Annotated in this window: 15 protein-coding genes; 4 read left to right on the top strand and 11 right to left on the bottom strand. The window is 68.1% G+C overall.

Annotated elements, in window-relative coordinates; translation table 11 throughout:
- Nucleotides 1-41: 41 nt before the first annotated feature.
- Together groL and groES are read right to left on the bottom strand one after the other, a co-directional pair.
- Nucleotides 42-1,688 carry a chaperonin GroEL gene (groL, locus tag RSD66_RS00500; RefSeq protein WP_024354449.1) on the bottom strand — a complete coding sequence of 549 codons (1,647 nt, stop codon included), beginning with the start codon at nucleotides 1,686-1,688 and terminating at the stop codon, nucleotides 42-44.
- A gap of 57 nt (nucleotides 1,689-1,745) precedes the next feature.
- On the bottom strand, nucleotides 1,746-2,033 hold the full coding sequence (gene groES, locus RSD66_RS00495) for a co-chaperone GroES (RefSeq protein ID WP_024354450.1): 288 nt from the start codon (nucleotides 2,031-2,033) through the stop codon (nucleotides 1,746-1,748).
- A 239-nt stretch (nucleotides 2,034-2,272) separates the two neighbouring features.
- Between groES and RSD66_RS00490 the strand changes: the two genes are divergently transcribed.
- Nucleotides 2,273-2,740, top strand: coding sequence for a hypothetical protein (locus tag RSD66_RS00490; RefSeq protein ID WP_415288613.1), 468 nt, complete (start codon nucleotides 2,273-2,275; stop codon nucleotides 2,738-2,740).
- A 59-nt stretch (nucleotides 2,741-2,799) separates the two neighbouring features.
- Here RSD66_RS00490 and RSD66_RS00485 read toward each other — a convergent pair whose 3' ends face one another.
- Both RSD66_RS00485 and pgi read right to left on the bottom strand, forming a co-directional pair.
- Nucleotides 2,800-3,183, bottom strand: a complete 384-nt coding sequence (locus RSD66_RS00485; protein ID WP_415288612.1) for a DUF4260 domain-containing protein — start codon at nucleotides 3,181-3,183, stop codon at nucleotides 2,800-2,802.
- Nucleotides 3,180-4,784 carry a glucose-6-phosphate isomerase gene (gene pgi / locus RSD66_RS00480; protein ID WP_415288611.1) on the bottom strand — a complete coding sequence of 535 codons (1,605 nt, stop codon included), beginning with the start codon at nucleotides 4,782-4,784 and terminating at the stop codon, nucleotides 3,180-3,182. Before pgi ends, RSD66_RS00485 begins: the two co-directional genes overlap by 4 nt.
- Before the next feature lie 167 nt (nucleotides 4,785-4,951).
- Here pgi and RSD66_RS00475 point away from each other — a divergent pair, with 167 nt between their 5' ends.
- Entirely contained in the window at nucleotides 4,952-5,428 is a 477-nt protein-coding gene (locus tag RSD66_RS00475; protein ID WP_415288610.1) for a hypothetical protein, read from the top strand.
- A 110-nt stretch (nucleotides 5,429-5,538) separates the two neighbouring features.
- Here the strand turns inward: RSD66_RS00475 and RSD66_RS00470 are convergent, their stop codons facing one another.
- From RSD66_RS00470 to RSD66_RS00455, 4 genes are all read right to left on the bottom strand, one after another.
- Nucleotides 5,539-6,213 (bottom strand): thioredoxin family protein, encoded by a 675-nt coding sequence (locus tag RSD66_RS00470; protein WP_415288609.1) that lies wholly within the window; start codon nucleotides 6,211-6,213, stop codon nucleotides 5,539-5,541.
- 22 nt (nucleotides 6,214-6,235) lie between these two features.
- The gene (locus RSD66_RS00465) at nucleotides 6,236-8,437 is read right to left on the bottom strand and encodes a protein-disulfide reductase DsbD family protein (protein ID WP_415288608.1); all 2,202 of its coding nucleotides are present in this window, start codon (nucleotides 8,435-8,437) and stop codon (nucleotides 6,236-6,238) included.
- A 103-nt stretch (nucleotides 8,438-8,540) separates the two neighbouring features.
- Nucleotides 8,541-8,996 carry an OmpA family protein gene (locus tag RSD66_RS00460; protein ID WP_415288607.1) on the bottom strand — a complete coding sequence of 152 codons (456 nt, stop codon included), beginning with the start codon at nucleotides 8,994-8,996 and terminating at the stop codon, nucleotides 8,541-8,543.
- A 128-nt stretch (nucleotides 8,997-9,124) separates the two neighbouring features.
- Nucleotides 9,125-9,478: a YMGG-like glycine zipper-containing protein gene (locus tag RSD66_RS00455; protein WP_024354458.1), complete on the bottom strand. Its 354-nt coding sequence runs from the start codon at nucleotides 9,476-9,478 to the stop codon at nucleotides 9,125-9,127.
- Nucleotides 9,479-9,633: 155 nt separating this feature from the next.
- Here RSD66_RS00455 and RSD66_RS00450 point away from each other — a divergent pair, with 155 nt between their 5' ends.
- Nucleotides 9,634-10,617, top strand: a complete 984-nt coding sequence (locus RSD66_RS00450; RefSeq protein ID WP_346525218.1) for a diacylglycerol/lipid kinase family protein — start codon at nucleotides 9,634-9,636, stop codon at nucleotides 10,615-10,617.
- Nucleotides 10,617-11,405, top strand: a complete 789-nt coding sequence (locus tag RSD66_RS00445; protein WP_346525216.1) for a metallophosphoesterase — start codon at nucleotides 10,617-10,619, stop codon at nucleotides 11,403-11,405. Before RSD66_RS00450 ends, RSD66_RS00445 begins: the two co-directional genes overlap by 1 nt.
- A 68-nt stretch (nucleotides 11,406-11,473) precedes the next feature.
- On the opposite strand, the gene RSD66_RS00440 is transcribed toward RSD66_RS00445, so the two are convergent.
- The 3 genes from RSD66_RS00440 to RSD66_RS00430 all read right to left on the bottom strand — a co-directional run bounded on the left by RSD66_RS00440 (nucleotide 11,474) and on the right by RSD66_RS00430 (nucleotide 12,498).
- Nucleotides 11,474-11,653, bottom strand: a complete 180-nt coding sequence (locus RSD66_RS00440; RefSeq protein WP_003166483.1) for a DUF1328 domain-containing protein — start codon at nucleotides 11,651-11,653, stop codon at nucleotides 11,474-11,476.
- 102 nt (nucleotides 11,654-11,755) lie between these two features.
- Nucleotides 11,756-12,154: a hypothetical protein gene (locus RSD66_RS00435; RefSeq protein ID WP_024354461.1), complete on the bottom strand. Its 399-nt coding sequence runs from the start codon at nucleotides 12,152-12,154 to the stop codon at nucleotides 11,756-11,758.
- The gene (locus RSD66_RS00430) at nucleotides 12,154-12,498 is read right to left on the bottom strand and encodes a glycine zipper domain-containing protein (protein ID WP_415288606.1); all 345 of its coding nucleotides are present in this window, start codon (nucleotides 12,496-12,498) and stop codon (nucleotides 12,154-12,156) included. The genes RSD66_RS00435 and RSD66_RS00430 overlap by 1 nt, the downstream gene beginning before the upstream one ends.
- Nucleotides 12,499-12,592: the final 94 nt, after the last annotated feature.

The raw sequence follows: 12,592 nt of genomic DNA, 5'->3' as shown, positions 1-12,592 counted from the left end.
CGATCCCGCCCTTCCGTAGTCTGAGCTTTGAGAAGCCGGACTTAGAAGTCCATGCCGCCCATACCGCCCATGCCGCCCATGTCGGGGGCGCCGCCGGCCGAAGCCTTCTTCGGCGCGTCGGCGATGGCGGCTTCGGTCGTGATCATGATGCCTGCGACCGAGCCAGCCGAGGCCAGAGCCGAGCGGACGACCTTGGCCGGGTCGATGACGCCCATTTCCACCAGGTCGCCGTACTCTTCGGTCTGGGCGTTGAAGCCGAACTCGGCCTTGTCCGATTCCAGCACCTTGCCGACCACGATCGAGCCTTCGACGCCCGAGTTTTCCGAGATCTGACGGATCGGAGCCTGCAGGGCGCGGCGGACGATGTTGACGCCGGCGGTCTGGTCGGCGTTGTCGACCTTCAGCGCGGCCAGCACCTTGGAGGCCTTCAGCAGGGCCACGCCGCCGCCCGGGACGATGCCTTCATCGGCAGCGGCGCGGGTCGCGTTCAGGGCGTCGTCGACGCGGTCCTTCTTTTCCTTCACTTCGACTTCGGTCGAGCCGCCGACGCGCAGGACGGCGACGCCGCCGGCCAGCTTGGCAAGACGCTCTTGCAGCTTTTCCTTGTCGTAGTCGGAGGTGGTGTCTTCGATCTGACGCTTGATCTGGCCGACGCGGGCCTCGATGCCGTCCTTCTCGCCCGAACCTTCGACGATGGTGGTGTCGTCCTTGGTGATCTGGACCTTCTTGGCCTTGCCCAGCATGTCGAGCGTGACCGTTTCCAGCTTGATGCCGAGGTCTTCAGAGATGACCTGGCCGCCGGTCAGGATGGCGATGTCTTCCAGCATGGCCTTGCGGCGGTCGCCGAAGCCAGGGGCTTTGACAGCCGCCACACGCAGACCACCGCGTAGTTTGTTGACCACCAGGGTGGCCAGGGCTTCGCCTTCGATGTCCTCGGCGATGATCAGCAGGGGACGGCCCGACTGAACCACGGCTTCCAGCACCGGCAGCATCGGCTGCAGCGAGGTCAGCTTCTTCTCGTGGAGCAGGATGAGCGGCTCTTCGAGGGAGACCTCCATCTTGTCCGGGTTGGTGATGAAGTAGGGCGACAGGTAACCGCGGTCGAACTGCATGCCCTCGACGATGTCGACGGTGGTTTCGGCGGTCTTGGCTTCTTCGACGGTGATGACGCCTTCGTTGCCGACCTTGGCCATGGCCTGGGCGATCAGGTCGCCGATTTCAGCGTCGCCGTTGGCCGAGATGGTGCCGACCTGGGCGATTTCCGAGTTGTTCGAGACCGGCTTGGAGTTCGACTTGACCTCTTCCAGCACCGCTTCGACAGCCTTGTCGATGCCGCGCTTCAGGTCCATCGGGTTCATGCCGGCGGCCACGGCCTTCAGGCCTTCCTGGACGATGGCCTGGGCCAGGACGGTGGCGGTGGTGGTGCCGTCGCCCGCCTTGTCGTTCGCCTTGGAGGCGACTTCGCGGATCATCTGGGCGCCCATGTTCTCGAAGGCGTCTTCCAGCTCGATTTCCTTGGCCACCGAGACGCCGTCCTTGGTCGAGCGCGGGGCGCCGAAGGACTTCTGGATCACGACGTTGCGGCCCTTCGGCCCCAGGGTCACCTTGACGGCGTCAGCCAGGACGTTGACGCCCTTCAGCATCTTGTCGCGGGCGTCGGTGTTGAACTTTACGATTTTAGCGGCCATGCGGGCTGCTCCTATCTAGATGTTTTTACGAGAGAAACCGGAAACCCAGGACGTGTCTTACGACAGCACGCCCAGGACGTCGGTTTCCTTCATGATGATCAGGTCTTCGCCGTCGATCTTCACTTCGCTGCCCGACCACTTGCCGAACAGGACGCGGTCGCCGGCCTTCAGCTCCAGGGCGACGAACTTGCCGTCTTCGTCACGGACGCCGGGGCCCACGGCGACGACTTCGCCTTCCTGGGGCTTTTCCTTGGCCGTGTCGGGGATGATGATCCCGCCCTTGGTCTTGGATTCTTCTTCAACGCGCTTGACCAGCACGCGGTCGCCGAGCGGACGAAACGCCATCTGAGTAACTCCTGTCAGGATGTTGGTTCCAGCCCCCGGAGCCCACGACTTTGGCAGTCGCCCTCCCCGAGTGCTAACGACCGGGGAGTTAGGCAGGGGGGAGGAGGGCGTCAAGGGCGGGGCGGCGCGAAATTAGGCGCCTGGATGAAGCGAAAATGAACAGGCGCCCCCGGGGTCGTTCAGACAGGCTTCGCTAAAAGGGGGACAACGGATCAACCGGCTTTCGAAAGGAGCCCGCCATGAAGACCCTGTTCAAGATCGGCGCCGGCGCTATCGCCCCTGCTCTGGTTGTGACGATGCTGGCCACGACCCCGGCCGCCGCCCAGAACTATCGCGACCGCGATCGCGACAACACCGGCCGTGACGCCGTGCTGGGCGCGGTGGTCGGCGGCGTCGCCGGGGCCCTGATCGGCCAGGGCGATGGACGCTATGTCGCGGGGGGCGCCCTGGCGGGTGCGGCCCTGGGCGCGGCCTCGTCCTCGAACAACGACAGCTGCGGCTATTATCGCGGCGGCCGCTGCTACCGGAACCAGGGCCACTGGGAGCGGGAGCACGGCATCAACAGCCGCGACGGCTATTACAACGGTCGCTATGAGCGCAATGACGGTCGCTATTATCGCGATGGTCGTTACTGGAAGAACCAGGGCGAGTGGCGCAGCTATCAGAACCGCCGCGACCGCGACTACCGCTATGACCGCCGCTGGTAAGCGGCCGGTGACATAAAGAAAGGCCCGGTTTCACGACCGGGCCTTTTTCGTGTGCGCGCTCAGGCGGATAGGCCTCTGCGGGCCTTGCCGATCAGGCCCAGGTGGGTGACGCCGAAGTCCAGCGGGGACTTCAATCCGTAGCCCAGCGCCCGGTCGAACCCGATATGGGCCAGCCAGATCAGGGCGAGCGCGACAGCCAGCGACTGATCCGCGACCAGGCCCGCGCCCGCAAGCAGCAGCGGCCCGATCAGGCTGTGCGCCAGACTATAGGTCAGGGCGCCGAGGCGCGGTCCGGCCAGATAGCCGGCGAAAGACAGATCGGGCGCCAGAAACAGAACGGCGAACAGGCCCCATCCCTGACCGAACCGGGCATAGGCGAAGGCGGCGATAGCCAGCAGGGCCAGCCCCTCCAGCCTTTGCCAGCCTGATGCGACGACCGTCACGCCGTCAGCCGGCGCAGCAGGTCAGCCGTCGACGGGTCCAGATCGGGCGAGGGCGCGCCGCTGGCGGCGTCCTTGAGCAGCGCCCTGGCCAGAACCTTGCCCAGTTCCACGCCCCACTGGTCGAAGCTGTTGATGTCCCAGATCACGCCCTCGACGAAGGTCTTGTGCTCATAGAGGGCGATCAGGGCGCCCAGGGTCTGCGGCGTCAGCCGCTTCATCAGAACGGTCGTCGACGGACGGTTGCCGGGGAAGGCCTTGTGCGGGGCCAGTCGATTCGCCTCGGCTTCCGACGCGCCCGAAGCGATCAGTTCAGCACGGGCCTGAGCCTCGCTCTTGCCCTGCATCAGGGCCTGGGCCTGAGCGAGGGCGTTGGCCCATAGGGCTGTTGCAGATGTTCCCCCGCAGGTGTGGCCGACCACGATGAATTCGACCGGAACGACCTCCAGTCCCTGGTGCAACTGCTGGAAAAAGGCGTGCTGGCCGTTGGATCCCGGCTCGCCGAAGACGACCGGACAGGTCTGGCGCCCGACCGGCGAGCCGTCGCGGCGCACCTGCTTGCCGTTCGATTCCATCTCCAGCTGCTGCAGGAAGGCGGGCAGGCGGCGCAGGGCATGGGCGTAGGGCGCCACGCTGCGGGTCCCGCGATGCAGGCCGTCGACATTGTAGATCTCGGCCAGGGCCAGCAGCACCGGCGCATTCTTCTCCAGCGGGGCCTCGAGGAAGTGGCGGTCCATGTCGGCGGCGCCGTCCAGAAACGCCTGAAACGGCTCCCACCCCAGGGCGATGACGCAGGACAGGCTGACCGCAGACCAGAGGGAATAGCGCCCGCCGACCCAGTCCCGGAACGCGAAGGTGCGGCCGCAGCCGAAGGCCTGCGCCTTTTCCGGCGCGGCGGTTACGCCGGTGAAGTGTTTGGCCAGCCCCTCGGCCGGCAGGGAGGCCGCCAGCCACGCCTTGGCGGCCTCGGCGTTGGTCAAGGTTTCTTGGGTGGTGAAGGTCTTGGAGACGACGATGGCCAGCGTCGTTTCAGGATCCAGCCCGGCCAGGGCCTCGGCCATGTCGCGCGGGTCGATGTTGGCGACGAAGCGCAGGTCGATGTCCGGGTCCAGCGGGCGCAGGGCGTCCCAGATCAGACGCGGCCCCAGGTCCGAGCCGCCGATGCCGATATGAAGCACCGTCTCGAACCGGCGCCCCGTGGCGCCTGTCTCATTTCCGCACCGTAAAGCTTCGGCATAGGTCTTCATTTCGGCGCGCACCGCCTCGACCTCGGCCGACACCGGCTCGCCCAGCGCATGGAATGACGCGCCGTCCGGCGCGCGCAGGGCCGGATGCAACACCGCCCGCCCTTCGGTCAGATTGACGGCCTCGCCCGCGAACAGGGCGGCGCGGCGCCCCTCGATGTCGCACGCCCGCGCCAGGGACAGGGCGGCCTCGAACCCGGCCTGAGACCAGCTCTGCTTGGACAGGTCCAGGTGCAGACCTGCGGCGTCCAGCGTCAGCCGCGACAGTCGGTCAGGGTCGGCGGCGAACTGATCCTGGATGCGGGACTGCGCGTCCCGACGGGCGGCGGCCTCCAGTTCAGTCCAGGCGACATGCGGCATCTTGGTCTCCCATAGGGGGCCGTGTTCGGAAGCGATCCGCCATCTGGCCCGGGGTTTGCAGGCTCTGGTTTACGGCTCAGGCCGAGAAGAGTTCAATCCAAGACTGGGTCAAGCTGGATTTCCAGCCGGAAGCCGATTGTCCCCCGGTCCTTTGTGAAAGGCACGCCATGTCCTGCGGAATAGCCCTCGCCGTCGCCCTGATGCTCGTCGATCCCGCCGTCGCCGAAGCCGCCGCCCTGCCGCCCGTAGCTCCCTCGGCCCCGGTGTCGGTGGCGCAGGAGCCCCTGTTCGCTGATCTGGTCGCCCGTTCGGGCGCGCTGAAGTCGATCGTCGACGGCTGGATGGCCTCGGGCGAGGCGGACAACTCCGGCTTCTTCACCGGCGCGGCCTGGGCGGCGTTCAAGGGGCAGGCGACGGAACTAGCCCAGCGCGACATGCAGGGCCATCTGATCCTCAAGGAACGCGGCACGGACAATGATTTGAAATGCATCCTGCGCGGCATCTCAGAAGACATTCCGCTGAAGGTCGCCGCGCTGGAAGCCGCCGCCGACGCCCCGGCCCGCAAGCTGGCGCTGGACGAACTGTCCTATCTGCTGAACGACAACATCGAGGTCATTACCTCGCCGCCACAGCCCGAGGCGTAGCCTCTGGCTGTGGCTTAATTTTTGGGCCTATCGCGCTTCGCGCTGCTTGAGGCCCGATGTGGCCTACCTCGCCTGGAGGAAGGCCGGTGTCCTCGTGAGAAAGGCCGCTCTCAGCCCTCGACCGTTTCCGGGTATTTGATGGCGCAGCCGTAGGGTGTGGCATAGGCGGTCTGGACGGGGCGTCCGGCCTTGGCGTCGGCCAGGGCGGCGCGGACGAAGTTATTGGCTCCGTTTAGGTCCTCGACCTTGTTGGTCGGTCGGTCGTCGATGCCGCCGACGTAGATCAGCCGCCCTTCCGGATCGATGATGCGCATGTCGGGCGTAGTCTTGGCGTCATAGCGCTTGCCGACCTCGCCGGTCGGATCGAGCAGCAGGTGGGTGAAGGCGGCCTTATGCTTGGCCTTCCAGGCCTGCGCCTCCTCGCCCTCGACGAAGCCTTGCGTGCCCGGCGCCGAGGAGATGATGGTCAGCCAGACCACCCCATCGGCCGTCGCCTCGCGCTGCAAGGCCTGCATGGCGCCGGTGTAGTGCTTCTTCACGAAGGGACAGCCTTCGTTGGTCCACTCCAGCACGACCGTCTTGCCGCGGAAGTCGGCCAGCGACCGCTGTTGCCCCTCGGCGTCGACCAGGGTGAAGGCGGGGGCCAGCTCGCCGGGGCCGGCCGCCTCGGTCGCTTCGGGCGCGGCGGCGGCGCTTTCCGTGCGCTCGGGCGATGCAGCGGGCTGCTGCTGACAGGCGGCGAGCAGCAGAAGAGAGGCGGAAGCGGCGGTCAGCAGGCGGAACATGGCGGTCTCTCCAGAGATGAAATCAGTCGATGGCGTCCTTCAGCGCGTCGATGACGACGCCTTCGGTCAGAAGTTGCGGCAGGATGCGCGGCTCGGACCGGCCCGGCGCATAGACCAGATACAGCGGCACGCCCGAACGGCCGTGGCGTTGCAGTTCGGCGGTGATGGCGTCGTCGCGCCGCGTCCAGTCGCCGACCAGATAGAGGGCGTTGGCCTGTTCCAGCGCCTGCGCCGTGCGGGCCGAGGACAGGGCCGTGCTTTCGTTGACCTTACAGGTCACGCACCAGTCGGCGGTGAAGTTGACGAGAACCGGCCGCCCTTCGGCGAGGGCGGCCTGAACCGCCTGCTCGGACCAGGGCTGAGACGATAGACGGGAAGAGGGAGCGCCGCTCTCAGACGAAGCAGCGGGGGCCTTGCCCGCCAGCACGCCCAGGCCCAGCGCCGCGATCGCGGCCAGCAGAGCGCCGACGCCGGCCGCCCGCCCCTTGCCCGGCGCAGCCTGTACCCGACCATAGAGCCACAGCGCCAGCGCCAGCATCAGGCCCGCGCCGAACAGCAGGGCCAGCGCGTCGGCGGTCTGGCGGCCATAGACCCAGGCCAGCCACAGGGCGGCGCCGTACATGGGGAAGGCCAGCAGGTTGCGCAGGGTCTCCATCCACGGCCCCGGCTTCGGCAGGCGGGCCAGCAGGCGCGGATTGAGGCTGATCAGCACATAGGGCAGGGCCAGCCCCAGCCCCAGCATCAGGAAGACCGCCAGCGCCATCGGCCAGGGCATGAACAGGGCCGCGCCCAGAGCGAAGGCCATGAAGGGAGCGGTGCAGGGGGCGGCCACGACCACGGCCAGCACGCCGGTGAAGAAGGCGCCCGCGACGCCGGGCAGGCGCGACAGCGGGCCGTGCCCCGCGCCCTGCAAACCGGCGCCGATGTGGAAGACGCCCGACAGGTTCAGCGCCACCGCCAGCATCAGCAGGGCCAGCGCGGCCACCACGCCCGGCGACTGCAGCTGAAAGCCCCAGCCCAGCGCCTGACCGCCCGCGCGCAGGGCCAGCAGGGCGCCCGCCAGCACCAGGAAGGTCGCCAGCACCCCGGCCAGGAAGGCCAGGCCGTCACGGCGCGCCTCGGCCGGGTTATGGGCGGCGCGGCTAAGCGAGGCCGCCTTCATCGCCAGTATGGGGAAGACGCAGGGCATCAGGTTCAGGATCAGCCCGCCCAGCAGGGCGAAGACGGCCGCCTTGATGAAGTCGGGCAGGGCGGTGGCGGCGGCGGCTGTCTGCGCGCCCTCGCCGTCGCCGATCGCGCCGTCGCCTGTGACGCCGGTCAGGGCGGCGCCCGGCTCGGCGGTGATCTCCCAGGCGCCGAGATCGGTGGACAGGACGCCGCTGATCGGTCCCTTCAGCCCATTGGACGTCAGGCCGCGTCCGGCGGCGACGGTCAGGGTCAGGCCCTGCGGCCCGCGCTCGCCTGACTGGGCGGCGGCGTGGTCGATCAGCCCGCCCTCGAAGGGATGGAAATAGGCCCACCGGGGCGCGGCGCCCGCCAGCGGGCCGCCGGCAGCCGTCAGGACCAGACGGCCGTCGGTCAGGGCGACGCGGGCCTCGATCCCGGCGGGACGCGGCGCGGCGGCGACGACGTCCTGGATCGCCTGACCGAACCGCGTGTCCAGCGGCGCCGCGCTGTCGCGCACCGGCAGGTCCAGCGCCAGATCGAGGTCTTCGGGCACGCACATCTCGTCGCTGCAGACGTAGAAGTGGGCGGTGACGCGTAAGGGAAGGCTCCGGCCCGGCGCAGCGTCCGCCGGAATCTCGATCGGGACGGGCAGGAAGACGGCGCCGGAATAGCCGTAGTTCATCAGGCTCTGCAGCCGCTGACGCTCGGGCAGGGGCCACAGGATGTCGCCCGGCGCGACGCCCGCAGGCAGGGACCAGGTCAGGGTCGTCGGTCCGCCGGAATCGCCCTGATTGCGCCAATAGGTGTGCCAGCCGGGCTTGATCTGCTGGCGGATGGCGACGACGGCGGTCGAGCCGGGGACGGCCCAGGCGCTCATGGGGACCAGTTCCGCCTCGATCCGTTCGGTGCGCTGCGGGCCCGGCGCAGTGGAAGCCTTGACGACCGGCGCGGCCCCGGCCGCCAGGGCGTCGCGCAGGGCGGCCTCGGACGCCGGGACGCTCGCCGCCGCCGGAAGGGCGAGGGCGAGCCAGGTCAGGAGCAGAAACAGGATGCGCAAGGGCGATGCCGGAAACAGGATCAGGGGAAAGGCGCGAGCTTAGACCCTCTAGCCCCGCCTAGCCACGGCCCGCGACGGCGGGCCGCAGCGGACGGCTCGGGCCTCAGCGCGGGGCGACGACCTCGATCAGCACCTCGGTGCGGCGGCGCAAGGGGTCGTTGACCCCGCCCACGACCGCGCCTTCGGCTCCGGCCCCCTCGATATCAAAGGCGGGGGCGGGCAGGCCGGCGCCGGCCAGGGCTTCGGCGACGGCGCGGGCGCGTCGTTCGGAAATGCTCTGGTTGGCGGCCGCCGTGCCGCTGCGGGCGTCGGCCAGGCCCGTCACCTTGACGTGCTTGATCTGGCAGCCCTGAAGCTGGGTCGCCGTCATGCCGATGGCCATGCGGGCGGCGTCGGTCAGGGTGGCGCGATCGGGGACGAAATAGACTTCGAACCGCTTGTCGGCGCAGGCGGACGGGTCGCTGACCAGATCGCTGCGCTGTTTATAGCCGCTGTTGGCGGCGCAACCGGCGGCGGTCAGGCCGAGGGCCATCATAACGATTGCGGAAACACGCTTCATGTCAGCCCCCTCGCGCTCGCTGTGCGGCGTGCGCTGCCTTCAGCAAAAAAGGGCGACCCGCGCCATGCGGATCGCCCTTTCAAGACTGTCCCGAAAACGCTTCGGGCGCCAGAGGCTATACGCCGGTATCAGTAGCGGCGCTGACCATTTTCCCAGTAACACTCGGTCTGGCGGTTGTCGTAGCAGTAGTAGTAGCGGCCCTGATTGTCGCGGTAGCGCTGCTGGTTGTTGCGGTCCTGATTGGAGCCGCGGATGGCGCCCGCCGCGCCGCCCGCCAGGGCGCCGATGGCTGCGCCGGTCGCTGCGTTGCCGCTGCCGACGTTGTTGCCGATGATGGCGCCGGCCACGGCGCCCAGTCCGGCCCCGACAGCGCCCTGGCGCACGGTGTTGTTCGGTCCGGCGCCGCCGCCGTAGTACGGATCGCTGGCGCAGGCGGTCACCAGAAGTCCGGCGCCGGCAATGGCGATGATCGCCTTGTTCATGGTTCTGTCCTTCATCCCTTAGGGGGCACCCCTGAAGCTTCGATAACGCAGGGCGAACAAGGCGGTTCCGAGGCCGAACGCTGTAAGCTTTACTTTAAATCGCGGTGTAGGGCCGCAGAAGGGGAACCGCCCCTGTGCGCAGGCGTTCGCCGCCCATGAACACTGACGCTCAGAACGACGCCCCGCCAGCGCCGAACGCTGTTGAAGCCGCACCGCCGTCGTCGGCCGATTCAGGAGAAGGGCGGCGGCCTCTGACCGAGGAGGCTCGGCTGGAGCGGATCATCATCCTGGTCAATCCGCTGTCGGGCGGAGTTGGAGGACAGGCGGCCGAGGAAGCCGCCGCCATCCTGGCCGAGTATCCGCTGGAGGCCGAGGTGGTCGTGCTGGAAGGCGCGCGCATTCCCGATCAGATCGGCGAGGCGCTGGAAGCCCGGCCCGACGTGCTGTTCATACTGGCGGGCGATGGGACGGCCCGGTCGGTCGCCGCCCGCGCCGGCGAGGACGGCCCCCTGATCGCGCCCCTGCCTGGCGGCACGATGAACATGCTGCCCAAGGCCCTTTACGGCACCGGAGACTGGAAGAAGGCTCTGCGGCTGGCGCTGGAGGAAGGCGCGCCCCTGCCCGTGGCCGGAGGCGAGGTCGAGGGCGAGGCCTTCTATTGCGCCGCCATCCTGGGCTCGCCCGCCCTGTGGGCCCCGGCGCGTGAAGCCATTCGCGAGGGCAAGCTGAAGATGGCCTGGACCTATGGCAGGCGCGCGCTGAAGAAGGCGTTTTCTGGCCGGGTCCGCTATGCGCTGGACGGCGGCGAGCGCGAAAAGGCCGAGGCTCTGGTGCTGATCAGTCCGCTGATCTCCAAGGCGATGCAGAAGAATGACGGGCTGGAGGCGGCGGCCATGAATACGGGGGACGCGGCCCAGGCCTTCCGCCTTGCCGCTCATGCCCTGTTCGACGACTGGCGTCATGATCCCAACGTCACCACGCGCAGCGCGCGCCGTATTGTGGTCGAGGCGCGCTCGCGCGTTCCGGCGGTGATTGACGGGGAGCCGATGCTGTTGGGTCGCGAGGCGGCGGTGCGCTTCCTGCCGCGCGCCTTCATGGCCCTGGCGCCGAAGCCTGCGGCGGGCGAGGCCAGTCTCTAGTGGGGGTCGTCCTCCAGTTTTCCGACGTCCATTTCGGTTGCGAGCACAAGGGGGCCGTGGCCGCCGCCGCAGACTACGCCCACGCTGCAGCGCCGGATTTGACCCTGATCACCGGCGACATCACGCAAAAGGGCTATCCGGCGGAGTTCGCCGCAGCGGGGGAATGGATCCGGGCGCTGCCCGAGCCGGTCTTCGTCACTGTCGGCAATCATGACGTGCCCTATTGGGATGTGATGGCGCGGCTGTTCTGGCCCTGGCGCGCGTTTGAACGGGCGACCGGCCATCCCGCGCATGACCACGAGTTCCGATCGGATCAGTTGATGGTGCGCGGCGTCACGACTGCGCGAGGCTGGCAGGCCCGGCTCAACTGGTCCAAAGGGGTGATCGACCTGGATCAGACGCGCCGGGCGGCGGACGCCCTGCGCCAGGCGCCGACAGGCGCCCTGCGCGTGCTGGCCTGTCACCACCCTCTCATCGAGATGATCGGCGCCCCCATGACCGGCGAGGTCAAGCGCGGCGAGCGGGCGGCCCGCATCTTCGCCGAGGCCGGGGTCGATCTGATTGTGACCGGCCACGTCCATGTCCCCTTCGCCCTGCCGGTCGGCGTCGGCGACAACTGCTCCTATGCCGTCGGCTGCGGGACGCTGTCGCATCGCGAGCGCGGGGCGCCGCCCAGTTTCAACCGGATCGAGTGGGACGCCGAAGCCGTGACGGTCTCGGCCGTGGCCTGGGACGGGCGCCAGTTCGCCGATCATCAGACCTGGCGCCTGCCGCGTCGCCGCGCCTGAAGCTCCAGCCATGAAAAAGGGCCGCGACGCCAAGGTCGCAGCCCTCGTTTTCCATGAAACGGCCAGCGCTAGATGCGCGGTCCGCCTCGCCCTCTCAGGCCGCCCACCAGCAGGGAGACGACGAACAGGATCACCGCAATGATGGCGATGAATTTGGCGATCTCGAACGACATGCCCGAGATGCCGCCGAAGCCGAGTACGGCTGCGACCAAGGCGATGATAAAGAAAATAATGGCCCAGCGAAGCATAGGCGAAACCCTCCGTAAGGTGTTGACGGGAGCGAGCTTTCGACCCCTCCCGTCGTCAGCGCCGCTTACCTGAAACAACGCGTCGGAGGCTTGGCTGTTCCTTTATCGCCGACGACGAACCCTGCTTTTTTCGGTGAAGGCGGCCGCCACCATCGTCGCCAGGGCGGGATTGCGCAGGAAGATGAAACCGCCGGCCAGGGCTGCAACGGCGCCCAGGACCGGGCGTTGCTGGAACAGATGCAGGGCGCGGGCGCCCAACCCCTCCGGCTCCTCGTCTTCCTCATCATCGCCGTCGCCGCGCGCGCGGCGCACGAACACCAGGGCGACGATCGCCGCGATCAGGGCGAACAGGAGCGCCGTCAGGGCGGCCGCGATCACGGGGATCACGACCAGCAGCAGCAGGTAATAGACCGTGGCCCCCAGGGCGATCATGGCCACGAAGGCCGCGCCGGCGGCGACGAAGGTCGCCACGGCGCGGTTGATGAGCCCCCGGCCGATCATCAGCGCCGACGCCCGGCCAGCAGCAGACCCAGCACGACGCCGACGCCCAGCGCGATGACGGTCGACTGGATCGGACGCTCCTGCACCCGTTCGACGACATAGCGTTGGGCTTCGTCGAACTTCTCGGCGGCGTCGTCGTAATATTCACGACCGCGCACCTTGGCGTCGTCATAGTAGCCGCGCGCCTTTTCGCGCAATTCCTCGCCCTGCTCGCGCAGGCGGGCTTCGGCCTCAGAGGCCTTTTCCTTCAGACGCTGGGTTTCCTCACGGGCGCCGGCCTTGAGGTCCTCCTTCAGAGTCTTGAGGTCGTTCTTGATGTCTTCACGAGCCTTGGACGTGGCCATGATGCGCGCTCCGCTCCTTGTGTAAGCTTGACGATTAAATAGAGAAGCCCTGCTCGAAACGCCACACCGACGATCAAGGTTCCTGCAGTGCGGG

Source organism: Brevundimonas sp. S1H14, assembly GCF_047716865.1.
In the GTDB taxonomy this organism is placed as follows: domain Bacteria; phylum Pseudomonadota; class Alphaproteobacteria; order Caulobacterales; family Caulobacteraceae; genus Brevundimonas; species Brevundimonas naejangsanensis.
The sequence above is the reverse complement of the archived record's forward strand: the minus strand, read 5'-3'. Positions and strand labels throughout refer to the sequence as shown.

What these genes read in the sequence shown, in the direction of transcription:
- pgi (WP_415288611.1), bottom strand. Translation starts at nt 4,784, where the DNA reads ATGCCGCATGTCGCCTGGACTGAACTGGAGGCCGCCGCCCGTCGGGAC.
- RSD66_RS00490 (WP_415288613.1), top strand. Translation starts at nt 2,273, where the DNA reads ATGAAGACCCTGTTCAAGATCGGCGCCGGCGCTATCGCCCCTGCTCTG.
- RSD66_RS00435 (WP_024354461.1), bottom strand. Translation starts at nt 12,154, where the DNA reads ATGATCGGCCGGGGGCTCATCAACCGCGCCGTGGCGACCTTCGTCGCC.
- RSD66_RS00440 (WP_003166483.1), bottom strand. Translation starts at nt 11,653, where the DNA reads ATGCTTCGCTGGGCCATTATTTTCTTTATCATCGCCTTGGTCGCAGCC.
- RSD66_RS00475 (WP_415288610.1), top strand. Translation starts at nt 4,952, where the DNA reads ATGTCCTGCGGAATAGCCCTCGCCGTCGCCCTGATGCTCGTCGATCCC.
- RSD66_RS00460 (WP_415288607.1), bottom strand. Translation starts at nt 8,996, where the DNA reads ATGAAGCGTGTTTCCGCAATCGTTATGATGGCCCTCGGCCTGACCGCC.
- groL (WP_024354449.1), bottom strand. Translation starts at nt 1,688, where the DNA reads ATGGCCGCTAAAATCGTAAAGTTCAACACCGACGCCCGCGACAAGATG.
- RSD66_RS00455 (WP_024354458.1), bottom strand. Translation starts at nt 9,478, where the DNA reads ATGAACAAGGCGATCATCGCCATTGCCGGCGCCGGACTTCTGGTGACC.
- RSD66_RS00470 (WP_415288609.1), bottom strand. Translation starts at nt 6,213, where the DNA reads ATGTTCCGCCTGCTGACCGCCGCTTCCGCCTCTCTTCTGCTGCTCGCC.
- RSD66_RS00430 (WP_415288606.1), bottom strand. Translation starts at nt 12,498, where the DNA reads ATGGCCACGTCCAAGGCTCGTGAAGACATCAAGAACGACCTCAAGACT.
- groES (WP_024354450.1), bottom strand. Translation starts at nt 2,033, where the DNA reads ATGGCGTTTCGTCCGCTCGGCGACCGCGTGCTGGTCAAGCGCGTTGAA.
- RSD66_RS00450 (WP_346525218.1), top strand. Translation starts at nt 9,634, where the DNA reads ATGAACACTGACGCTCAGAACGACGCCCCGCCAGCGCCGAACGCTGTT.